The following is a 20,838-nucleotide window of genomic DNA, read 5'->3' on the forward strand; positions in this document are numbered from 1 at the left end:
ATCCCATTCTTGTCGGATGGCCTAGCCCCGTCGACACCTTTTGACAACGGAATAATCTATATTTATCCCTGAAAATAGAGTTTTTGCTCTTGTTCTCCATCTGGAAACTAGACACTTTCATGAATACGGAGAATGAGGCGAACGCTCACGTCTGCGACCGGCTTAGGCCTGCCGCATCGTTTTGGTACATGCATATTTGATAAATCTGCCTGTAGGCAAGCGGCCATTATGGGGCGTGAGTTGTTTGCGCTTGTTGTATTCGGGCAGTCTAGGCCTCCAGATGATAGGTGCATTCAACTCCACGCCTTTTTTGTTTCCAGAAAATGCTTGGAAGAGTCTGCAAGAACGAGGGTGAACGCTCGTTGAGTATCGCTCTTGTTCTTCATCTGGAAACTAGACACTTTCACGAATACGAGAATAAGACAATGACTCGCCGTCGCCCGTGGGTTGCATGGGCGTAGTGTACCTTGGGCGTACTGTATCCGCTCGGGATTGTTTTGCAACGTCATTGCGAACCCTGAAAGGGTGAAGCAATCCATTGCAAGATTGTGCGGGTGTATTGTTTTCTTTTGAAAATGTCGCGCTTTTAGGCGAGGAGTGAGTCGGCTCCCCGCCGTTTCTTTTTGCCCGTACCCCGGTCAAGCGAATCGGCCAGAACCGCTCCCGCGAGAGTGAACTCGTTCACCTCGGAACGGAGCAGAAATGGCAACAGGAAAAAACAAGGCAAAATACTTCAAATCAATTGAACTGTTTGCCGGAGCCGGTGGTTTAGCGATTGGTCTTGAAAAAGCCGGATTTGATCATATCGGCCTAGTTGAATTCAACAAGGCTGCTGCAGAAACTCTAAAAATCAATCGGCCCGATTGGAACGTATTGTGTGAGGATGTTGCCAAAGTTGCTCAACGTGATTTGACAAGGGAATTTAAAATCAAGCGAAACGAACTTGATTTGCTATCCGGTGGTGCACCTTGTCAAAGTTTCAGTTATGCAGGAAAAAGGCTCGGACTTGAGGATGTTCGTGGAACAATGTTCTATCACTATGCAACGTTCTTGCATAAACTGCAACCCAAGATGTTCCTCTTTGAAAACGTAAAGGGACTTTTATCCCATGACAAAGGGAAAACATACCAAACAATTTTGGGCATTTTTGAGGATGAGGGATATGAGACATTTCACCAAGTGTTGAACGCTTGGGATTATAACAATCCTCAGAAAAGAGAACGCCTGATTACAATCGGAATTCGCAAGGATTTAGCCTCAAGGGTAAAATTTGAATTTCCAAAACCCCATAAATACAAGCCCGTTTTAAAAGATGTCAAACTCGATGTCAATCCCGATAAAGACCATTGCGCCAGATACTCCGAAGCTAAAGAAAAAGTTTTCGCATTAGTTCCTCCCGGCGGATACTGGCGGGACATAGATCCTGACATTGCAAAAGAATACATGAAAACCTGCTGGGAAATGGAAGGCGGAAGAACCGGTATTCTACGTAGAATAAGTCTTGAAGAACCTTCGCTGGCTGTGCTTACCAATCCCGGAATGAAGCAAACCGACAGATGTCATCCTTTAGAAGTGCGCCCGTTTAGCGTTCGTGAAAACGCCCGTTTCCAATCATTCCCCGAAAACTGGAAATTTGCAGGAAAATTGATGGAACAATACAAACAAGTCGGCAATGCCGTTCCTGTCAATTTGGCAAAAGACATCGGTGTTCAAATCGCAAAAGTTCTGAAAGAGGTTTAATTATGTGGGATTTAGACTTTATTTCAGAAAGTGATTTTGAAAATCATGTGCGTAAGACCATTGAGAATTATAGGGAATCGTTAAAAACGATGACCTTGAAGGACTTTAACAAGAACATCATTGACCCTGTAAAATTCGCATTCGACAAGGCTTTATATGGCATTTCCTGGCAGGAATTAATCAACAATGAAATAACTCGACAAAGGGACAAGACAAACAACAATTACATTGGCTATTTTCATCAGCATATATTCAAATACATAGACAAATGCTCTGTTCCACCAAATGGGAAAGACGGTGGCTGGGACGTCATTTTCAGGAATCCTGACGGCTTATATTTCGCTCCCAATGACGAAAGCAATGAACTAGTGCATACGATTTATGTGGAAATGAAAAATAAGCACAATACAATGAATAGTTCAAGTGCTGAACGAACGTATAAAAAGATGCAACAGCAGTTGTGCGATGACGATGATTGTGCTTGTTATCTTGTGGAGGCAATTGCCAACGAATCGCAGAACGTTATTTGGGAAACATCCGTAGAAAAGAAAAAAGTACACCACAAAAGAATCCGCCGAGTAAGCATAGATCAATTCTACAACATTGTCACAGGGCAATCTGACGCATTCTACAAAGTCTGTATGAAATTGCCCGAAGTTATTGCGAAAGTTGCCCCGTCAATGCACACCAATGAAAACTTTGATGACACAGTGTATTCCGAATTAAAGAACGAAGCGAAACAATACAAGGCTGGAGACGAAGATGTTAATTTGACTTTAGCAATGTATATGCTTGGATTCAGTTCGTATCTTGGATTTAACGGTATGAACTAGCCCACATTAGCGTTAGGGATAGTGACCCCTTGGGGCGGCACTGTGGTGCCGTTGCAAGAGCGGTGCGGGTGTGCCGCAGGTACGCACGGAACGCCTTGCAATATAGCCCGACCCGGCCCACCCTTCGACAAACTCAGGGAACTTGGGCCGGGGAACGTCCAAAGATGTCTCTCCATCGCTCTTCGCATCGGCTTCGAGAACTACATGAAGCTCCACCAGGGCACCAAGATGATTCCGTGCGACTTCATCGCCCCGGCTAACAGCCACAACAAGGTCGGTGATCATCACCAGAAGCTCCTCTCGAACTTCTTTGCTCAGCCGGAAGCTTTGATGAACGGTAAGACTCTCGCCGAAGCAACGGAAGAACTCCGCAAGGACGGCAAGTCCGAAGAAGAAATCGCATTCCTCGCTCCGCATAAGGTGTTCGAAGGCAACATCACCCGCCAAGGCGAGTGTCGCGGACAAGCTTGTTTGTCCATGACCGAGCCTCAAGGGGGAGGGCGAAGCCCAACCCGACGAATTCCATTATGATGGATTATGTTTCCCCGGAAACTCTCGGTGCTCTTATCGCCATGTATGAACATAAGATTTTTGTACAAGGCGTGATTTGGAACATCAACAGTTACGACCAGTGGGGCGTTGAACTCGGCAAGCAGCTGGCAAAGAAAATCCTCCCGGAACTTGCCAAGGACGATGTGGAATTGCATCATGACTCTTCTACGAATGCTTTGATTCGCTGGTACAAAAAGCATCGCGCTTAATAATTAAAAGCGAAAATTTCAAAAGGCTGTAATTGGATTGCGGCCTTTTTGTTTTTAACGGCGGATTTTTGTTGTGGAAAAGTCGATGAGATTTTCAAAAATTTTTGAAGGAAAAAGTGAAAAGGAAACTCGGATAATCCTAAAATGAAAAAGTCCCGAAGGCGATGGGAGCTTTCGGAACTTTTGAAAAAGTGAATTTTGGAATTAGTAATTTTCGGCGTTCACTTCAAAGAAGGACTGCGGATGGTTGCAGGTGGGGCAGACTTCGGGAGCCTTGGTGCCGATAACAATGTGCCCGCAGTTGCGGCATTCCCAAACCTTGACTTCGCTCTTTTCAAAAACAGCCGCGGTTTCCACGTTTTTAAGAAGTGCACGGTAGCGTTCCTCGTGGCGCTTTTCAATGGCTGCGACCAACCGGAATTTTTTGGCGAGGTCCTTGAATCCCTCCGCTTCGGCGGTTTTGGCAAATTCGGCGTACATATCTGTCCACTCGTAATTTTCGCCTTCGGCAGCCGCTTTCAAGTTTTCTGCCGTGTCGCCAATGCCGTTCAATTCCTTGAACCACAACTTGGCGTGTTCCTTTTCGTTTTCGGCGGTCTTCAAAAAGAGAGCCGCGATTTGTTCAAAGCCGTCCTTTTTGGCGCGGCTGGCAAAGTAGGTGTACTTGTTGCGGGCTTGGGATTCGCCGGCGAATGCCGCCTGCAAATTCTTTTCGGTTTGTGTACCTGCGTATTTGTTGGCCATTTTGAATCTCCTTAAAAGAGGTTGAGATAGCTTTAATATAAAAAGATGAAGGCTTTGGGGATTCTTTTCGCGGATAAATTTTGATGCAAAAATCGATTTGTGCAAGGAAGTCGTATTCAAAGAATTTCTTGGGAGGAGAGTTTTTTATATTGCTGGAAATGGAAAAAGTTGTAGCGATTATTCGGGATTGTGCACCGGCTCTTGTGGATAATTTGCCGGTCTTTCAGGAATTGATGACGTTTTTTGGAAAAGAGGCTTTAATCGCGCCTGGCTTGCGGGACCTGCGGGATTTTTTGGAATCGGGACGGCGGTTTCAGGTGGTCAAAATTTCGGAAACATCGCTAATGAAATGCGCCTATGCGCTGGTGGACAATTTTCCGGAATGCTTGGCGGCTCGGGGAATGCTCCGCTATTATCGAGTGCCTGGAGCGATGTTCTGGCAAGATGTGGAAAAAGCGGAAAATATCATAGCGAATTCACTGACGATGGATGTCTATGGTTGGAATCCCGACGCTTTTACCGGTTTTGAAAAAAGTGGCAGCGATAAATTTGAACTGACGGCGATTCTTTCGGTGTAGGCTTATAGAAATTCAAACAAAATGATTCCCGGACATTTTCCGGTTCCCAACCAGGAGTTTAAATATTCCAGAAGTTCGTGGTCGAGAACTTTTTTGAACTTGTAGGACGCATCCCGCAGGACAGGTTTTTTCCCTTTGTCCAGAATCAGAAATCCCGTGTGAAAGGTGTCAAGGGTGTTCCGGCTGCTAATGAAACCGATGCCGCGGACGGTACTTTCTCCCTGCCAAGGAGAATCGGCAAATTCAATCGCCTTGTCCAGAGGAAGATAACGCAAATAGAGCTTGGGATCCAATTCCTGATAGTCGATTTTTTTGGATTTGAAAAAATCTTTTTTGGGAATGGTTCGGATGACCGAAGTGTCGTTCGGCAAAAAAATCTGTTTGGCAAATTTGCCTTCTCCCAGCCAGTCGGCCACAAAATAATGCTTGCGAAATGAGTAAGCGGTTTGGCCGTTGATATAGCGGATTTTTTGCAGGGTGCTGAACAGGCTGTCTTCGCTGCTGCTTTTTGCCAGCGCAAGAACGTGCTCTAGATAAGTGACGCAATCCAAGGAGTCCGTGTTGATCATGCGTTTGGGTTCTGTCGGATCCAAATAGCCTTCGCCGGTGGGACCTCCCATACCATAAGGTTTGCCGAGGAACTTTTCGGAAAAGAACCGGATGCGATTGGAAAGTCCGGTGATGTGTCCGCCTTGCTGAAATAAGTCTTTCATGGTCAAGAGGGAGGAGTAGCCGTTATTGGCTGCCCTGTAAATGCAGGACCAGACGGAATCCAGAGCGTTGCGGCTGATGTTGTCGGGATTTTTTCCGGTATTGTTTAAAAAGGAGGCGATCAAGAGCGTATCGCCATCGATTGTCGGCATAAAACCGACAAGTCCATGCGTCTCGTTGATGAATCCGGTTTTAAAGCGGATGCGCCATGCAAATTCCAGATTTTGCATACGCTTGCTGCCGCTTCCGACTCCAGGACCGGCAAAGCTGTTTATATAGTATTTGCCTTTGGGATGCCTAGCCATTGTAGCGAGCAGCTTTGTTTCGGACGAAGGCTTGATCTTGTTTTTGGGAGAAAGCCCGCAGCCATCAAACAGCACAAAGTCTTCGGGATTTAATTTCCATTTCCTTAAAAATTCCTGAACGCCTTTGATGCCGTTTTCCACATTGCCGACTTGGTATTTGGCGGCGGCGAAATTCCGGAACAGGGCTTCGGCGTGTAAGTTCTGACTGCGCTGATTGATTTCATCCAAAAAACTGAGAAGCGGAGTTCCCTCGATGGAAATCGAATGCAGTTCCAGTCCGCTGCGGGCAAGAGTATCTAGGACTAAGACTAGCCCGCGATCTTGAAGGGCTTGCAAAAAGGCTCTTTCAAAGTAAAAGTTCGGATTGCGCACAGGAATGACGATGGCTGCGTTTTGCACATTTTTTCCGATGCTTCCCGAAATTGTGATAACGGGATCATCTGGGTCTAACGCATACCGCCATTTGCGACGATTGCCTTTGTCTGTAATCAGGGAATTGTTTACTCGAACGTAACCGACATCGGGTTCCACAACGACCTTTGCCGTATCGCCTTCTTTTTCGCTGGGATAGAGATGGATGAGTGCGCAATTATCGTTGAATATCAAAGGGGTGACTTCGGCGCCATACCAAGAGAGAAAATAATTGGAACGCCAGTGCTTCGGCTTTCTAGGGCCCGAAAAATACGAAGAATCCAATTCGGTCCGGACAATCAGAGTGTCGATGTTTTTGGAACGGATGGAATCCGCAAGGCTGTGCAAAATGAAAAAAGGTTCTGCGTAAAATCGCGCAGAGATATTAGGGTCGCCTTCTCCGCGCAATCGGATGACTCCGCGGAAAGTCTTTCCCGAAATGCTTCCGGCAAGCTGAATCGACGTTTTGGCTTGATAGTGGAGCGGTAAAAAATCAAGTGCCGCTGCGGTAGTGACGGTTTTCAGAGTGCTGGCGGGCGTAAAAAAGGAATCGGCTCGGATGGCGGCGATTTGCTTTCCGCTGCGCAAGGAACGGATGGAAAGTCCGAATTGGGAGCCGGGAAGCATGGAGTCGATAATAGTCTGGTAGTCGGCGGGAAAAAGATACGGCTTGGGAATAAACGGTGCGGAATCGGCTGTCGATTTGTCGGCAAAAACAAAGGCGGCAAATAGCAAAAAGAATAAAAGAATGCGGCTCATTATTTTATTAGAACTGAATGTTTGCACCCGAAAGGGCTTGCAAATCCTTCCAGTATTCGGGATAGGTTTTTTGGACGCACTGCGGATTTAAAATGCGAATTTTCTGGTCGGCAGAGATGCCGAATGCGGTAAGGCTCATGCACATCGCCATACGGTGATCGTTGTAGGTTTCAAAGGTTGCTTCTGAAAATGCCTCTGGCGGTGAGATGGTCATTGAATTTTCTGTCGTGGAAACGGATGCGCCGACTTTCCGGAGTTCGTTTGCCATAGCGGTCAGACGATCGGTTTCTTTGACTTTCCAACTGCCAATCCCGCGAATGGTGCTTTGGCCTTTGGCGAAAAGGCAAAGGACGGCTACCGTCATGGCCGCATCGGGAATTGCCGAAAGATCCTTGTCGAGAGCCCGAAGTGGAAATTCTCCGCGACGGCATTCGATAAATCCATTTCCGTAATGTATTTCGGCTCCCATTTCTTTCAGGACTTCGGCAAAGTAAATGTCACCTTGAATGCTGTTTTTGTCGATGCCGAATAGACGGACGGGACCATTGGAAATCGCTGCCGCGGCAAGGGGGTAGCTCGCACTGGAGGCGTCGCCTTCAATGGTATAATCGCCCGGGGACACGTATCCCGAATTGGGGATGAAAAATTTTTGGAAGCCTTCATTTTTTACGTGGGCACCGAATTGCTTCATCATGCGCAGTGTCATTTCGACATAAGGCTTGGAAATGAGTTCGCCATCGACGCAAATGGTCAGCGGCGACTTCATGCAGGGGGCGGCTAAAAGAACCGCCGTCAGATACTGGCTGGAAATGTTGCCCTTGATATGCAGAGTCCCGCCATTCAATCCGTTGGCGTGCAAAATAATCGGCGGAAAACCGTTCTTTTCGGCGTAATCGATGGAGGCTCCGATTTGCGACAAGGCATCGACAAGGTCTCGAATGGGGCGTTCTTTCATCCGTTCTATGCCGGTAAATAAAAATTTTCCTTTGCCGAGCGACGCCGCTGCGGTCAAAAAACGGATGGACGTTCCAGAATTGCCCACGAAAATTTCGGCATGGTTCTGGGGGAAATGCCCGTTTTGCCCGACGACGGTCACTTCCCTAAAATCCGAAGAAAATTCCATTTTTTGCACGCCGAGCTTTTGCAATGCCTCGGCCATATATCGGGTGTCGTCGCTCCACAGAAGGTTGTGCAGGCGGGTTTCGCCTTGGGCCATTGCCGCCAGCAGGAGGGCCCTGTTCGTAATGCTTTTGGAACCGGGCAGCCGGAGTTCCCCTTGGAAAGTTTTCAAACTGGGAATTCCTAAAAAATCCGAATTTAATTGATGTGGAACCATATTTGCAAATTTAGATTATTTTAAAATGGCTAAAAGAGGTGATGAATGAAACAGACAAAGGGTAGTTTGGAAATCCTTCAAAAGTTGTTAGAGTTTGATATGTTTCATCCGCTTCGGTTAGAACAGCTGGCCGATATGGAAAAAATGGTTTCCCGCATCGAATTGAATGCGGGCGAAATTCTAATGGAAGAAGGCATGGTCAGCGGTTGCTTCTATCTGGTGGAAAAGGGAAATGTCGAAGTCTATTTTTCGGTTCCCGGCCAAAAAGATTATTTGGAAGCGTGCCGTTTAAAAATCGGTTCTCCGGTCGGTGAAATGGCTTTGCTTGAAGATGACGTTCACTCTGCTCGGGTGGTGGCGAAAAAATCTTCGAGTCTGATTAAAATTGAAAATGAGGCGTTTTTGAATTTTTGCCGCTTGCATCCCGATGTGGGGTTTGAAGTCATGCGCTATCTGGCAAAGCTGCTCAGTAATCGGCTGCGCTATACCGATCAATTTGTGCGGCACGTTGTCTCCAAAGACTAGTTTTAATTCAGAATGAAAAAGGGTAAAGATGGAAAAAGAAATTGACGATTATATTTTCCCGATTCGATTTTCGGATTGCGATTCTCGGAGCCGCTTGCGGGTTTCTGCGTTTTTTGATTTTATGGAAGAAACGGCGATTCTGGATGCCGAAAAAAACGGCTGCGGAATATGGAAGCTTTTGCAGAGCGGTTATACTTCGGTCATTTCACGGATGAAATTGCGGATCAATCATTTTCCGCACTGGGGTGAAAAACTGCACGTTTCTACGTGGTCTAAATCGGTTGTGGGAAACAAGGTCCTTCTGCGGGATTACTCCATTCTTGATGAGCGGGAAAATGTGATAGCCGAAGCGACATCGTCTTGGTTGATTGTCAATATCCGGACGGGACTTTCCGAAGATTTGGAACGCTTGCCTTTTTTGCCGCAGTTTTATCCGGAAAAAAATGCGCTTTCCGAAAATCTGGAACTTTTGGAACCTCGTGAAAATCCTCGGGTGGTTTTGCAGAAAACGGCGTATGATTCGGATATCGATATGAATCGCCACGTGAATAATTGTCGGTATGCGGACTGGGTTTTTGATGCGATCGCTTTGGACCCGCTGCTGAAACATCGGGAAGTGCGCTCTGTCCAGTTTAATTATCTGGCGGGGATTTTGCCTGGGGAAACGATTGATTTGGTGCGTTTTGAAAATTCAAATCATCATGTCTATATTTTTGGCGTGAATGCGCAGGATGCGCAGAAGGTGCATTTTCAGGCTCGCATAGGAATTAGCGGATGACGGCAAAAATTTTTGGCACGAGATTGTTATTTTTGACGTATCCATTTTTTTGTCGCATCTATGAACTACTGTTTTTTGCACTGCGGCAGGGAGGAACAAAGTGAAAGGAATCGTACTTGCTGGTGGTTCTGGAACGAGGCTTTATCCACTGACGATGGTAACGAGCAAGCAGCTTTTACCCGTTTATGACAAGCCGATGATTTTTTATCCGCTATCCATGTTAATGCTTGCAGGCATTCGCGATGTCCTCATCATTTCTACACCGATGGACTTGCCGAATTTTGAACGTCTTTTGGGCGATGGTTCCTCGATGGGGCTTCGCCTTTCTTACAAGGTGCAGCCGAGTCCCGATGGGCTTGCGCAGGCATTTATTTTGGGCGAGGATTTTATTGGCGACGACTGTTGCGCGATGGTTTTAGGCGACAATATCTTTTATGGCAACGGCTTTGGCCCTCTGTTGAAATCCGCTGCGAAAAACGCCGAAGAAAATGGGCGTGCGAGCGTTTTCGGTTATTATGTGGAAGATCCGGAGCGTTTTGGCGTCGTGGAATTTAACGAAAATGGCAGGGTGATTTCGGTGGAGGAAAAACCGAAAAATCCGAAGAGCAATTATGCGATTACGGGACTCTATTTTTATGACAACCGCGTTGTGCAATTTGCAAAAAAGCAAAAGCCGAGTGCTCGCGGGGAACTCGAAATTACCGATTTGAACCAGATGTATTTGGATAGGGGAGAATTGGATGTAAAGCTGCTCGGGCGCGGATTCGCTTGGCTCGATACGGGGACAATGGATAGCCTGATTGATGCGGGCAATTTTGTAAAAATGATCGAAAACCGTCAGGGCATCCAGATTAGTGCCGTCGAGGAAATCGCTTTTATCAACGGTTGGATTTCTCGGGAAAAACTCTTGGAAAATGCGACAAAATATGGCAAGTCGCCGTATGGAATGCATTTGAAAAAAGTCGCTGAAGGAAAAATTCGGTATTGAAAAAACGGGAATTGTACAATTTTCTATTAAATAGTCTTAGTTAAAATTTGGGAATTATATACAATTCTCCACTAAAACTCGCCATTAAAGGATTCCTCTAAAGTGGGGACTTCCTTTCGCAAGGTGAATTTTTCTCGCAGACAGCGAGATGCTCGCTTGCGCAGCGGGCGGAAGGGATAAGGGGGCTTCCAAGTTGCAAAGGCCAACCCCCTTTTCCCTTCACCCTATCCCCCGCCACGCTCCTAGGAAGCCTTGGGAGAGGCGAAATTCCAAGACTTGCGAGTCTTGCGGTTCGGCGTCATGATTCCTTGCGTTTTAGGCAGGGAATTCTTTTGCTTGCCGCCAAACGTCGGCTGGCGAAGCGATTACGAGAAAATTGGGTGGAGTATTGTATATAATTCCCCCAAAAAAGGCAAAATGTGGATGGTTAAAAGAAAGTTCCCTCAAATTCGGCTTCTTTGACCGTCCTGATATTTCTGGTGTCTTGCCGCGCCGCTATGCGGATCGCCATAACGAAATATCTCACTTTCCCTTTCCAAATTTTAACTTCACACTAACCACTATTCGCATTTCCCTCCCATGGTTGGTGAGCTTCGACAGGTTTGGTAATTATCTGTCGAAGAGCCGGTCATTTCGACAGGCTCAATGACCGGTTGGTCCCCTTCGATAAATTCATTCAGGAACCGCTTATCAAATTAGCCGAACCATTTTTTTCATTGTGAACGTTGCCCCCTTTCCTTTTGTCTTCACCACGCTCTTTGGGAAAAGCGAAGAACTCTGGCATTTGTGGATAAATCGGGAGAATCAGGCACTGGCAGGAACGTCGAAGAGCCGCCGGAAAGCTCGTTTTGAATCGCATCAGAACGAAGCTTTGAATTGTAAGAAACAAATAAAGTATTTTCTGGAAAAATCGATGGGTAAAAGCTGATATAAGGTATGGAAAGGCGAAAAAAATGTCGCCAGTCCAGCAATCTGCTATGCAAGGGATGAATTTGCCTTGCGCGGCGACAGACTGCCCGGATTCAAGACGTTTTGCAAATGAAGCGGTGTTTGCTATATTTGCAAGGACATTTTGGATTTGAGTAGAATCTTGTTCCTGTATTGAAAAGTCTGGTAAACTTGAAGTTAGCAGGGAACAGGACATCGCTCGCACCCCTACGGGTGCGGGTCGTCTGTCGCTTATTGTTAACGGGTTTACCAGAGCCTTCAATACATAAGCTTCGCGACTCGCACTTTTTGTTTTTAAATCGTGCCGGTCTGCAGGGGCAAAGTTCAGGAATCTCTCGTTGTGGAGAAAGGCACGTTATATGAAAAACGAAAATAAGGATGTCGCTTTGCAGGCGACCAGAGATGCGGTGGATGGGGCTATATTGCAGCTTACGACTCATGTTTTCGGCGTCTGGTTCGTTGGAAAGTTGAGTTGTTTATATCGCGGGCAATAAAAGGAGTGTCGGATGAAAAAGGAAATATCTGCTGTTGTCGTGGCTTTGCTGGCTTTTGCTTTGGTCGGCTGCGGGAATCGCTATTTAAAAAATTTTAGGGGAGAAGCATTTGCAAAAACCGACCGCTGTGAGGTTGTCAATGTTGAATGGCTGTCGGTGAAAAATAACGAAACCCTGACGATGATGGATTTGAAAAAATCATACGAGGACAAGGGCTATGCATTGATAGGATTAAGCAATAAAAACAAGGTTCCTTTGAATGGGAGACACCAGGACGCTCTCAATAAAGCTTGTCGGAAAATGGGCGGACATATTGCTTTATATGGGGATTATAGTTCAGATATATTTTTCTTTAGGAAGGACATAGATGTTTTTTCCGAAGAAGGACTTGGGGATGATTAAATCGGGGATATTCATTTTAAGCGTATTGATGCTGCTCGCTTCGAACGCATTCGCTGCGCGTTTGCATTTTACGTTAAATTTCCAAGAGCATTTAGTGTGTGCATACGATCAAAAAGCGCAGGATTATTGCAAAAGCGATGAACCTGCGGATAGCAGCGGAGGCGTACTTTCGGCAGTTGTTACTGAAGATTCCGTTGCCACATTTATTTGGGGACCTTACGAGTATCAATTCATTGTCGATAGCATCGAAAATGCAATCGGTAGAGATGGAAAAGCTTTTCTTGTCATTAGCGGTTTCACCCAGAACAGTGTATTTAAATTTATCATGAGTTCTAAATATGCTACCCTAATAAATGAGGGAAAATGGCTGACGATTTTTAGTGCAGGAAATAAGCAGGGCGGCAACTCTTATTTTTTGGACTATCGCGTGAATTCTTGCGCAAAATGTATGTATGACAGTGTTCTTCAAAAATATGAAAAATGTGATTTTGATGACTACTCTCAAACATATATGAGTTCCATAAAATTCCAGTTTCGGCGAGATAGCCTATACGTTAAATACTGGCCAAATTTACCGGAAGTAAAGGTGTCGAATGTCTATGACAATAATCCCGAAATAATTGTCGGGAAAAACTTGAGGGGAGAACGGGTGAGTATCGTCATTGGAGGCGATTATTTTAATGTTATTTTGCCGGAAAAGATAAAGTATAGCTATGGCGAGCCATACGGCGATGAAAATGCTGGATTTTCAGTTGTCGGAAGTGCTGTAGCGGTTTCTAAAAACATCTTGATTACCAATGCCCACGTTGTGAATCTCGTATCTCGATTGAGACTGTATTTGGATGGAAAACGTCTGGAAACAAGTTCGGTTGATGTTGTTGCAGTATTTCCAACGAGCCTTCTGGATTTGGCGATTATCCGCGTTGAGGGCGTCCATTTAAATGCCTGTCCAATTGCGACAAATGAACCGAATCTGGGCTCGGATGTTCTTGTTTATGGATACCCGATGATAGATGTTCAAGGGGAAGATTTAAAGGTGACGAAGGGCATTGTTTCTGGAAAGAACGGCTATCGCGGAGATAGGGCTACCTTCCAAATTGACGCTGCTGTTCAAGAAGGCAACTCCGGAGGCCCCATTGTCTCTAATGGCAAGATTATAGGCCTTGCAACAAGCACTCTGAATTTTGACGGAGTACAGAATGTGAACTTTGGCATTAAAGCGAATAAAATTATTCACTTGCTGAAGTTTGAAGACGTGACGCCGAAATCGACGACAAATGACTTTAGCAAGTGCACCTATATGCTTGTCGGTCAATAGGGATTCAAGGAGAAAAAGGATCGCGAATTTTCACCGTCAATGCGACTGATATAGGTTGAATCGGGAAGAAAAAAAGTTCCCTAGGGCTAGCCCCTGGGGAACCTGGCCGAAACTTTTCTACCTTGCCGATTCTACCAAAAAAGGACATGGCGGTGAGTCTCAACCAAGCACAAAGATACGAAATACGAGCGCTCAATGCGGCAAAGATCCCCCGAAAAACATAGCCTTGCAGCTGAAGGTCCACAAATCCACAATCTACAGGGAACTAAACAGGGGCGGCGGCCGCCAGCATTACGACCCGGTCAAGTCGCAGGAACGGGCAGACCTCCTTGCCGCGACAAGTCACCTGCATTACGACTACGACGAGGACGACTGGAAAATCGTGGACGGGAAAATCAAGGAAGACTACTCTCCCGAACAGGTGAACGGACGCGCGAAACTCGATGGGATGGGTGTCCCTAGCGTCGCCACGATATACAGGCATGTGAACAAGGACGAGGACCTGAAGAAGCACTTGCGGCACGGCAAGAAACCATACCGTAAGCGCGGGGAGAAGAAGGACAAGAGAGGCCAGATTGTAGGCCGCGTGCCCATCGAGGAACGTCCGGCAATCGTGGACGAGAAATCACGCGTAGGCGACATCGAGATAGACCTGATAAACAGCGCGGACCATGACGCGAACCTGCTCACGATCAACGACAGGATGACGAATTACAGCCTGATAAGGTATCTTCCGACGAAGAACGCGAAAGACCTGAAGAGAACGCTTGTGAGGGCGCTGAAGGACTTTGAGAAAACGTTCGAAGTCAAGATTCTCACAATCACTTCGGACAACGGGAAGGAGTTCGCCTGTCACGCAGAAATAGCGAAAGCTATGAAGGCGGATTACTACTTTGCGAACCCGTACCACTCCTGGGAGCGCGGTGCCAACGAGAACATGAACGGTCTAATACGCCAATATCTTCCCAAGAAGGAGTCGTTCAAGGGAATCTCTCCCCGGAAAGTTCGCTGGATACAGGATAAACTGAACAACAGGCCTCGAAAAAGGCTTGACTTTATGACCCCTTTAGAGTATATTTATACGCAAGTTAAACTACAAACCTAAGTCGCGTTAGCGACGAAAATCCGCCGATGAAAACGCTTGTTTTGATGGTTTTATTGCTCTCCGTCGCAGTATCTCGGCAGCCACATTCGTGCTATTCGAAGGCAACGTGGAATTTGAAAGCAAAAGATTCTGAAGGAAATGAATAAAATGGTCAAAAAATTAAAACTTATCGCTCTAATAAGCCTTGTCCATTTGGCTTTCGTTTTTGCAGACAATTCAATATGTTCCAATACCGACGAATCTTTAATTGGCAGCGCGAAGTGTCTTTCTTTTGAAGAGGAGTTTGTTCAGACAAGTGAAGAATGGCCTAAATATGGCAATGGGGAAAAATTCCCAGAAGAGGGAACGGCTTGTTTTGGCGATAACAATAACATATACGATTTTGAAAAAGGGAATAAATTTTTTTCTAGAAGCGGAATTCGTTATGTGATTGTATCGCCACAGAGATACTGCTGTAATTTCGAAGTTTTTCCAACAACAGAAACGCGGTGGGGTATCGATTTTTCTTCTGGTGGGAATTATGGCACCTTCTATTTCGGTTGCGACTTTCAAGAAGACCTAACAAAGGATACTATTTTTGACGCAACTTCCAAATGTTCCAATACAGATGAAGCCTTAATCGGTAGTGAGAAGTGTCTTTCTTCTGGAGACAAGTTCGTTCAGACAAGCGAAGGATGGCCGAAATATGGCGATGGGAAAAAAAAGCCAAAAGAGGGGACGACTTGTTTTGGCGACATATACTATCCTGAAAAAGAATTCACTAGAAATGGGATTCGCTATGCGATAGTATCGTTAAAGCAATTTTGTTGCAAACATCAAGTTTTTCAAACAGAGAAAACTATGTATGGAATTGATTTTTCTCCCGGTGGAAAATACGGTACACTCTATTTCGGTTGCGACTTTCAAGATGCCGAGACAATGGACACCGTTTTTGCTATAACACCTGTGTGTTCCAACACAGACGAATCTTTAATTGGCAGCGAGATGTGTTATTCTTTTGGAAATGAATTCGTTCTGACAAAAGAAAAATGGCCAAAATACAGCGATGGAGAAGAAATGCAAGAAGAGGGAGGTGCTTGTTGGGATGATGACTATATATACAATCTAAAAAAAGGAAAGAAATTTTCTAGAAATGGAATTCGCTATGCGATTGTATCGCCAAAGCGATATTGTTGCCAATATAAAGTTTTTCAAACTGCGGAAACTACGTATGGGGATGTTGATTTTTCTCCCGGCGGGAATTATGGCATATTTTATTCTGATTGCTACTTTCAAGATGCTGAAAAAAAGGACACTGTTTTTGATATAAACTCACTACAGCAACCTTTAGATGAATTGGATGTTATTAACATGCTTGGAAACTTTAGTGAATCATTCGGCAATGAAGCTAGTGCCTTAGTGAAATTAGCGGGGGCGCAAGCGATGATGAGTAGCATGGGGGGTGAAACTCCTTTTAAAATCTATCGGAAAAATAAAACGCTTAAATATATAGGTGGAGTTAATATGGGTATCTGTTTTAGCAAAAACGGCAAGAAGATTTTGGATTTTGTACGAGGACCACAATATTGCAAGTAGGTGTAAATATGAAAAAAAGCATTTTCCTTCTGTTTTTGATAATCTTATGCGCATTTGACAATGCGAATGCATACAACTTTAAATGCCGTTCGCGCAATGGCTGGGCACCAGGAAATGGGCGGTATAGCTATGAAGGCGAATGGATTGACTACTTTGGCGTCTATGCGAGAGCGGGGGAATTTGTACTTTTCTATTACCCCAGAGGCGGTCATGGTTATTGGTTTTACAGCAGCGACTGCTATAAAATTTGATAAATTGAAATTAAAATTCACAAACAAGCGAGGAACGTTATGGAATACAAGTTTGAAATTGGTAATCAAGTTATGGATATTTATGAGGGAGATCGAGGATTTATTTCTGACCGAAAAGAGAATGGCGGTAGTCGGAGCTATAAGGTGTTTTTTTCTCAAACAAAACAGCCGTGGATTAAAGAAGATGAATTAAAACTTGTAGAAGACAAAGGGCTTTTGAATCGTTTTGCGGATGGGGAGTTTTGTGGTGTTGAAGAATTAAAAAGAATTCTTTCCTTTGTAAAAATCAAAGGGGAACTTACAAATATCTACTATAGTATGAACAATGGAAGTACCGAGTTTTTCCCTCATCAGTTCAAGCCTGTTTTAAAGTTTATAGAATCCACTTCAGGGCGTTTGCTTATTGCGGACGAGGTTGGACTTGGTAAAACTATTGAAGCCATGTATATCTGGCAAGAATTGGTGGCTCGTGAAAATAGTCATCGTTTGCTTGTTATTTGCCCATCAACGCTGCGAGAAAAGTGGAAAAATGATATGTACAAATTCTTTTCTATAGATGCAAAAATTGTTAGTGCGCAAGAATTATTAAACGAGTTGAAAGATGCTGATGATAAACCTGGGCAGAAGCATTTTAATTTGATAGTCAGTTTAGAAGGTATTCGCTATAAGGATAAAAAAGAGGATGGAGGAAAGAAATCTCCACAAGAAAAATTGAATGATTTTTTAGAAAAACGTTCAGGAAAAGACTTGTCTCCGATTTTAGATATGGTTGTTGTAGATGAAGCGCATAATTTAAGGAATTCGGCTACGGCAAATCACAAAACGGTTTCTTTGATTCGAGATAATGCTAAAAATGTTGTTCTCTTGTCGGCGACACCAATTCAAACCGAAGAAACTAATCTGTATAGTATTCTGAATATTTTGAACCCAGAAGTTTTTTTTAACAAGAAAACTTTTGAATGTCAGCTACAGGAAGGACAAAATTACATCAAGATCTCTAATTTGTTAAGATCAAAGGCATCTGCATCGGATATTTCCGCTGTTTTACCTGCAATAAAATCTGGTTCAATGTATCAGTATGATTCTTCTTTTATCGATAATTTTGAAAAAAATTTGGACATGATTCTTTCTGATGACCACAAGCGACTTGATTATTTTGAACGGTTTGCGCAAAAAGTCTTTTACGCCAACTATTTTACGCGGACACGAAAGTGTGACGCCTTTATGGAACAGCCTAAACGCAACCCCTGTCAATATTCTTTCAAATTAAACGAATATGAGAAGAAACTCTATGAAAAAGTTTCTAAAACTCTGAAATTTCGTTCTGATTATGTAGATCGATTTGGGGCATTTCAACTAATTACCCGTCAACGCCAAATGGCTAGCAGTTTGTTCGCTGCTTTTGAAAGCTGGCTGGGCAAATCAAATTCTGATGATGAATCTGAATTTGATTTTGACGAAAATGACATTGATGAAAAATTCAATATTCTTACCAAGGAAAAGCTGAATATTTCTGAATTGATGCCGCTTTTTGATGTGAAGTTGGACGAGCTGGAAAAAAATGACTCCAAGTATAATAAGGTTTTGGAGTGCATTCAAAATCAGTTCAAGGAATATCCCAATTCCAAGATAGTACTGTTCTCATTTTATCGAAATACTATTAAATATTTGACTCGCCGCTTAAATGACGATGGGATTAAATGTATTAGCATGATGGGCGGTGTGGATTCGGATAAAAATCAGATTATGAAGGATTTTCGTGAGGATGCTACTATTCGCATACTCCTTTCCACTGAAGTTGGTTCCGAAGGTCTTGATTTGCAGTTCTGCGATACGGAAATCAATTATGATTTGCCCTGGAATCCTATGCGGTTAGAGCAGCGTATTGGCCGTATTGACCGAATCGGTCAAAAAGCTGAAAAATTGAACATTATTAATTTGGCTTGTGATGACAGCATTGAAGACAGGGTTCTTCTCAAACTTTATGATCGAATTGAAATTTTTAAATGTTCTATTGGGGATATTGATGAAATCCTTGGTAAGACAGTCAATGGCATTGCTTACGTACTTCTCGATAAGGAGCTTTCTGATGAAGAACGTGAAAAAAGAGCGGATGAATTAATTGATACCGCATATATAAAGCAAAATCGTCAAAAAGAATTGGAAAGTAAGGCTGCGAATTTCCAGGCTTTTCAAGATTACATTATTCAAAATGTTGATGAGGTCAAGAAGACGCAACGTTTTGTTCGATCGGTAGATTTGATGTTTTATGTTAAGGATTATCTAACGAAGGAATGGCAAGGTTGTAAAATTGAAGAATATCAACAACTGCGAGATGCTTTGCTTATTCGTTTGTCTCATGATGCGGCACGAAGTTTTTCAAATTTTTTGCAAAAACAGGGTACAACAAGCCAGCTTCGATTAGATACTCAAGATGTATTATGTCTCTTTGATTCCTCCCAACGAGAAATCATTCGGAAAAAATTTTTTGAAATTATCACTTACTCCCATCCTTTGGTAAAATGGATTACAGAGGAACGATTAAAGAAGCCTACATCGAGTTATGGATGTTCTTCTATCTTATTTAAGTGCGATAAAAGTACATTACCTACTAGTGGAAAAGGAATGTACGCTTATTTTATTCAACAATGGGAGGCGAAAGGGTTTAAGAAAAAGAAGGAACTAAAATACTATCTCTGTCATATAGAAACTCAAGAAGTTGTTTGTCCTTTGTTGGCGGAAGAGATTCTTTCGAAAACCTTTGTATCCGGAAAATCGAATTTACGGTGGCAGAATGCTCTAGAAAATGAAAATGTGAATATTGATGATGCGTATGACGCCCTTGATTTATTAAAGAATGTAGCGCTTAACCGCAACTTGGAAAAAATTGAGGAAGCTAATAAGGTGTATATTTCCAACCAAGGAGCCACCTTATGGCAGAAGAAAATAAACCTGAAAAACAGAAACGTCGCCGCCTGAGTGCGGAGGACAAAGTCAAAATCCTGAGCGAAATTCTCCTCAAGGGCAGGGGCTTATCTGAACTTGCGGACGAGTACAAGATACATCCGAACAAAATTCTCGAATGGAGGAAGGTACTTTTCGAATCCGCTACGGGGATTTTCGAGCAGAAACGCCCCGACATAACCGAAAAGGCGCAACAGCGTAAAATAGACGCTCTCGAGAAAACCCTGGCCGACAAGGATGCCGTCATCGCCGACATCGCTCAGGAGAACCTGGCCCTCAAAAAAAAATTAACTGGCCGTCCCTAGGAAAGAAGAAAATGAGCCTCTCCGAACGGACCGCCATCATTGCGGAAATCGACGCCATTTACGCAAGGACGGGAATCGCCCCGTCCAGGCTGGTATCCTTTTTGGGAATCCCGCAAAGTACATGGAACAACTGGGTTTCGCGGAGGAAGGCGGAAACGCGGCATAACCACGATACGCCGAAGTCCAACTGGATGACCCCGGAAGAGACTCGCGCCATCGTCGACTTCTGCAAACAGTACAAGGACCATCTGCATGGATACCGCTACCTGGCCTGGCTTATGGTAGACAGGGATATCGCATACGCCCGTCCATCGACGGTTTACAACATACTGAAGAGGAACAACCTTTTCGGCAAATGGGCTTTTCCTGCGGAAGCGCGGAAAAAGGGGTTCGACCAGCCGACACGTCCGAATGAACAGTGGCATACGGATTATTCCTACGTCAGAGTTTGCGGAGTGTTCTTCTACTTCGCCTGCGTCCTGGACGGGTTCAGCCGCAAGGTTCTCGTCTGGGACCTTTTCTCCACGATGGAAGGCTTGAACGTTGAAATTCTCGTGACCAGGGCGAAGGAACTCCATCCCGATGCGCATGCCCGCATAATCCACGATAACGGGAAGCAGTTCGCCTCGAAGGATTTCCTCGATCTGGTTTCGAAACTTGAACTCAGGGAGACCTCTACATCTCCCTTCCATCCGCAAAGCAACGGGAAAGTGGAACGTTTTCACAAGACCCTCAAGGCGGAGGAAGTCCGTCGTGACGCTTACCAGGACTATTCCGATGCAAAGAGGAAAATGTCGGACTGGATCAATTACTACAACTCGGAACGGCTACATTCCGCAATCGGATTCCTGACTCCTGACGAGGTTTTCGCAGGAAAGATGGAGGAACGACTTGCAGAACGAAGAACAAAATTGTATAATGCGACAAGAGAACGTGAGGACTATTGGGCTAACCAACCGACCTGACGGAATCCCTTATTAGCTTTGTTAAAATTTTCCAAGTTCAAC

Annotated in this window: 20 protein-coding genes and 1 pseudogene; 15 read left to right on the forward strand and 6 right to left on the reverse strand. The window is 44.5% G+C overall.

Going from position 1 to position 20,838, the window contains the following annotated elements:
• Nucleotides 1-293: 293 nt before the first annotated feature.
• Nucleotides 294-509 (reverse strand): hypothetical protein, encoded by a 216-nt coding sequence (locus tag BGX14_RS11320; RefSeq protein WP_143394228.1) that lies wholly within the window; start codon nucleotides 507-509, stop codon nucleotides 294-296.
• Nucleotides 510-586: 77 nt separating this feature from the next.
• The gene (locus BGX14_RS16305) at nucleotides 587-709 is read right to left on the reverse strand and encodes a hypothetical protein (RefSeq protein WP_255404519.1); all 123 of its coding nucleotides are present in this window, start codon (nucleotides 707-709) and stop codon (nucleotides 587-589) included.
• On the opposite strand from BGX14_RS16305, the gene BGX14_RS11325 reads away from it, so the two are divergent.
• The 3 genes and pseudogenes from BGX14_RS11325 to BGX14_RS16530 all read left to right on the forward strand — a co-directional run.
• The gene (locus tag BGX14_RS11325; protein ID WP_073304581.1) at nucleotides 703-1,740 is read left to right on the forward strand and encodes a DNA cytosine methyltransferase; all 1,038 of its coding nucleotides are present in this window, start codon (nucleotides 703-705) and stop codon (nucleotides 1,738-1,740) included. The genes BGX14_RS16305 and BGX14_RS11325 overlap by 7 nt on opposite strands.
• A 2-nt stretch (nucleotides 1,741-1,742) precedes the next feature.
• Nucleotides 1,743-2,573 carry an Eco47II family restriction endonuclease gene (locus BGX14_RS11330; protein WP_095879945.1) on the forward strand — a complete coding sequence of 277 codons (831 nt, stop codon included), beginning with the start codon at nucleotides 1,743-1,745 and terminating at the stop codon, nucleotides 2,571-2,573.
• Between the two features lie 201 nt (nucleotides 2,574-2,774).
• A pseudogene (locus BGX14_RS16530) lies at nucleotides 2,775-3,334 on the forward strand (hypothetical protein); the annotation flags it as partial.
• Nucleotides 3,335-3,538: 204 nt separating this feature from the next.
• Here the strand turns inward: BGX14_RS16530 and rbr are convergent.
• The gene (rbr, locus tag BGX14_RS11340; protein WP_073304577.1) at nucleotides 3,539-4,078 is read right to left on the reverse strand and encodes a rubrerythrin; all 540 of its coding nucleotides are present in this window, start codon (nucleotides 4,076-4,078) and stop codon (nucleotides 3,539-3,541) included.
• A 158-nt stretch (nucleotides 4,079-4,236) separates the two neighbouring features.
• Here rbr and BGX14_RS11345 point away from each other — a divergent pair, with 158 nt between their 5' ends.
• Nucleotides 4,237-4,656 carry a hypothetical protein gene (locus BGX14_RS11345; protein ID WP_143159410.1) on the forward strand — a complete coding sequence of 140 codons (420 nt, stop codon included), beginning with the start codon at nucleotides 4,237-4,239 and terminating at the stop codon, nucleotides 4,654-4,656.
• A gap of 2 nt (nucleotides 4,657-4,658) precedes the next feature.
• On the opposite strand, the gene dacB is transcribed toward BGX14_RS11345, so the two are convergent.
• Both dacB and aroA read right to left on the reverse strand, forming a co-directional pair.
• On the reverse strand, nucleotides 4,659-6,842 hold the full coding sequence (gene dacB / locus BGX14_RS11350) for a D-alanyl-D-alanine carboxypeptidase/D-alanyl-D-alanine-endopeptidase (protein ID WP_095879946.1): 2,184 nt from the start codon (nucleotides 6,840-6,842) through the stop codon (nucleotides 4,659-4,661).
• Nucleotides 6,843-6,849: 7 nt separating this feature from the next.
• The gene (gene aroA, locus BGX14_RS11355; RefSeq protein ID WP_073304573.1) at nucleotides 6,850-8,178 is read right to left on the reverse strand and encodes a 3-phosphoshikimate 1-carboxyvinyltransferase; all 1,329 of its coding nucleotides are present in this window, start codon (nucleotides 8,176-8,178) and stop codon (nucleotides 6,850-6,852) included.
• A 45-nt stretch (nucleotides 8,179-8,223) separates the two neighbouring features.
• On the opposite strand from aroA, the gene BGX14_RS11360 reads away from it, so the two are divergent.
• The 3 genes from BGX14_RS11360 to rfbA all read left to right on the forward strand — a co-directional run bounded on the left by BGX14_RS11360 (nucleotide 8,224) and on the right by rfbA (nucleotide 10,469).
• Nucleotides 8,224-8,703 (forward strand): Crp/Fnr family transcriptional regulator, encoded by a 480-nt coding sequence (locus BGX14_RS11360; protein WP_073304571.1) that lies wholly within the window; start codon nucleotides 8,224-8,226, stop codon nucleotides 8,701-8,703.
• Nucleotides 8,704-8,731: 28 nt separating this feature from the next.
• Nucleotides 8,732-9,481: an acyl-[acyl-carrier-protein] thioesterase gene (locus tag BGX14_RS11365; RefSeq protein ID WP_095879947.1), complete on the forward strand. Its 750-nt coding sequence runs from the start codon at nucleotides 8,732-8,734 to the stop codon at nucleotides 9,479-9,481.
• Nucleotides 9,482-9,581: 100 nt separating this feature from the next.
• Nucleotides 9,582-10,469: a glucose-1-phosphate thymidylyltransferase RfbA gene (rfbA, locus tag BGX14_RS11370; RefSeq protein WP_078776828.1), complete on the forward strand. Its 888-nt coding sequence runs from the start codon at nucleotides 9,582-9,584 to the stop codon at nucleotides 10,467-10,469.
• 676 nt (nucleotides 10,470-11,145) lie between these two features.
• Here rfbA and BGX14_RS15340 read toward each other — a convergent pair.
• On the reverse strand, nucleotides 11,146-11,613 hold the full coding sequence (locus tag BGX14_RS15340; protein WP_143159409.1) for a hypothetical protein: 468 nt from the start codon (nucleotides 11,611-11,613) through the stop codon (nucleotides 11,146-11,148).
• 163 nt (nucleotides 11,614-11,776) lie between these two features.
• Between BGX14_RS15340 and BGX14_RS16320 the strand changes: the two genes are divergently transcribed.
• The 8 genes from BGX14_RS16320 to BGX14_RS11415 all read left to right on the forward strand — a co-directional run bounded on the left by BGX14_RS16320 (nucleotide 11,777) and on the right by BGX14_RS11415 (nucleotide 20,796).
• Nucleotides 11,777-11,911: a hypothetical protein gene (locus BGX14_RS16320; RefSeq protein WP_255404522.1), complete on the forward strand. Its 135-nt coding sequence runs from the start codon at nucleotides 11,777-11,779 to the stop codon at nucleotides 11,909-11,911.
• A gap of 12 nt (nucleotides 11,912-11,923) precedes the next feature.
• Nucleotides 11,924-12,313, forward strand: coding sequence for a hypothetical protein (locus BGX14_RS11380; protein WP_073304563.1), 390 nt, complete (start codon nucleotides 11,924-11,926; stop codon nucleotides 12,311-12,313).
• Nucleotides 12,279-13,631 carry a S1C family serine protease gene (locus BGX14_RS11385; protein WP_073304561.1) on the forward strand — a complete coding sequence of 451 codons (1,353 nt, stop codon included), beginning with the start codon at nucleotides 12,279-12,281 and terminating at the stop codon, nucleotides 13,629-13,631. The genes BGX14_RS11380 and BGX14_RS11385 overlap by 35 nt, the downstream gene beginning before the upstream one ends.
• A gap of 226 nt (nucleotides 13,632-13,857) precedes the next feature.
• Entirely contained in the window at nucleotides 13,858-14,736 is an 879-nt protein-coding gene (locus BGX14_RS11390) for an IS30 family transposase (protein ID WP_095879463.1), read from the forward strand.
• A 138-nt stretch (nucleotides 14,737-14,874) separates the two neighbouring features.
• Nucleotides 14,875-16,311: a hypothetical protein gene (locus BGX14_RS11395; RefSeq protein ID WP_095879948.1), complete on the forward strand. Its 1,437-nt coding sequence runs from the start codon at nucleotides 14,875-14,877 to the stop codon at nucleotides 16,309-16,311.
• A 290-nt stretch (nucleotides 16,312-16,601) separates the two neighbouring features.
• Nucleotides 16,602-19,541 carry a DEAD/DEAH box helicase gene (locus BGX14_RS11405; protein WP_095879949.1) on the forward strand — a complete coding sequence of 980 codons (2,940 nt, stop codon included), beginning with the start codon at nucleotides 16,602-16,604 and terminating at the stop codon, nucleotides 19,539-19,541.
• Entirely contained in the window at nucleotides 19,496-19,831 is a 336-nt protein-coding gene (locus BGX14_RS11410; RefSeq protein WP_095878959.1) for a transposase, read from the forward strand. The genes BGX14_RS11405 and BGX14_RS11410 overlap by 46 nt, the downstream gene beginning before the upstream one ends.
• 11 nt (nucleotides 19,832-19,842) lie before the next feature.
• Nucleotides 19,843-20,796, forward strand: coding sequence for a DDE-type integrase/transposase/recombinase (locus tag BGX14_RS11415; protein WP_095878958.1), 954 nt, complete (start codon nucleotides 19,843-19,845; stop codon nucleotides 20,794-20,796).
• The last annotated feature ends 42 nt before the right edge of the window (nucleotides 20,797-20,838 follow it).

Origin of the sequence: Fibrobacter sp. UWS1 (assembly GCF_002300445.1) — a bacterium.
Classification (GTDB): domain Bacteria; phylum Fibrobacterota; class Fibrobacteria; order Fibrobacterales; family Fibrobacteraceae; genus Hallerella; species Hallerella intestinalis.

Excerpts from the sequence above, each read along its gene's own strand:
- BGX14_RS16320 (WP_255404522.1), top strand. The coding sequence starts at position 11,777 with ATGAAAAACGAAAATAAGGATGTCGCTTTGCAGGCGACCAGAGATGCG.
- BGX14_RS11320 (WP_143394228.1), bottom strand. The coding sequence starts at position 509 with ATGACGTTGCAAAACAATCCCGAGCGGATACAGTACGCCCAAGGTACA.
- aroA (WP_073304573.1), bottom strand. The coding sequence starts at position 8,178 with ATGGTTCCACATCAATTAAATTCGGATTTTTTAGGAATTCCCAGTTTG.
- BGX14_RS11360 (WP_073304571.1), top strand. The coding sequence starts at position 8,224 with ATGAAACAGACAAAGGGTAGTTTGGAAATCCTTCAAAAGTTGTTAGAG.
- BGX14_RS11325 (WP_073304581.1), top strand. The coding sequence starts at position 703 with ATGGCAACAGGAAAAAACAAGGCAAAATACTTCAAATCAATTGAACTG.
- BGX14_RS11410 (WP_095878959.1), top strand. The coding sequence starts at position 19,496 with ATGGCAGAAGAAAATAAACCTGAAAAACAGAAACGTCGCCGCCTGAGT.
- BGX14_RS11395 (WP_095879948.1), top strand. The coding sequence starts at position 14,875 with ATGAATAAAATGGTCAAAAAATTAAAACTTATCGCTCTAATAAGCCTT.
- BGX14_RS11345 (WP_143159410.1), top strand. The coding sequence starts at position 4,237 with ATGGAAAAAGTTGTAGCGATTATTCGGGATTGTGCACCGGCTCTTGTG.
- BGX14_RS11365 (WP_095879947.1), top strand. The coding sequence starts at position 8,732 with ATGGAAAAAGAAATTGACGATTATATTTTCCCGATTCGATTTTCGGAT.
- BGX14_RS11405 (WP_095879949.1), top strand. The coding sequence starts at position 16,602 with ATGGAATACAAGTTTGAAATTGGTAATCAAGTTATGGATATTTATGAG.
- BGX14_RS15340 (WP_143159409.1), bottom strand. The coding sequence starts at position 11,613 with ATGTCCTGTTCCCTGCTAACTTCAAGTTTACCAGACTTTTCAATACAG.
- BGX14_RS11415 (WP_095878958.1), top strand. The coding sequence starts at position 19,843 with ATGAGCCTCTCCGAACGGACCGCCATCATTGCGGAAATCGACGCCATT.
- BGX14_RS11385 (WP_073304561.1), top strand. The coding sequence starts at position 12,279 with ATGTTTTTTCCGAAGAAGGACTTGGGGATGATTAAATCGGGGATATTC.
- BGX14_RS11330 (WP_095879945.1), top strand. The coding sequence starts at position 1,743 with ATGTGGGATTTAGACTTTATTTCAGAAAGTGATTTTGAAAATCATGTG.
- dacB (WP_095879946.1), bottom strand. The coding sequence starts at position 6,842 with ATGAGCCGCATTCTTTTATTCTTTTTGCTATTTGCCGCCTTTGTTTTT.
- rbr (WP_073304577.1), bottom strand. The coding sequence starts at position 4,078 with ATGGCCAACAAATACGCAGGTACACAAACCGAAAAGAATTTGCAGGCG.
- BGX14_RS11380 (WP_073304563.1), top strand. The coding sequence starts at position 11,924 with ATGAAAAAGGAAATATCTGCTGTTGTCGTGGCTTTGCTGGCTTTTGCT.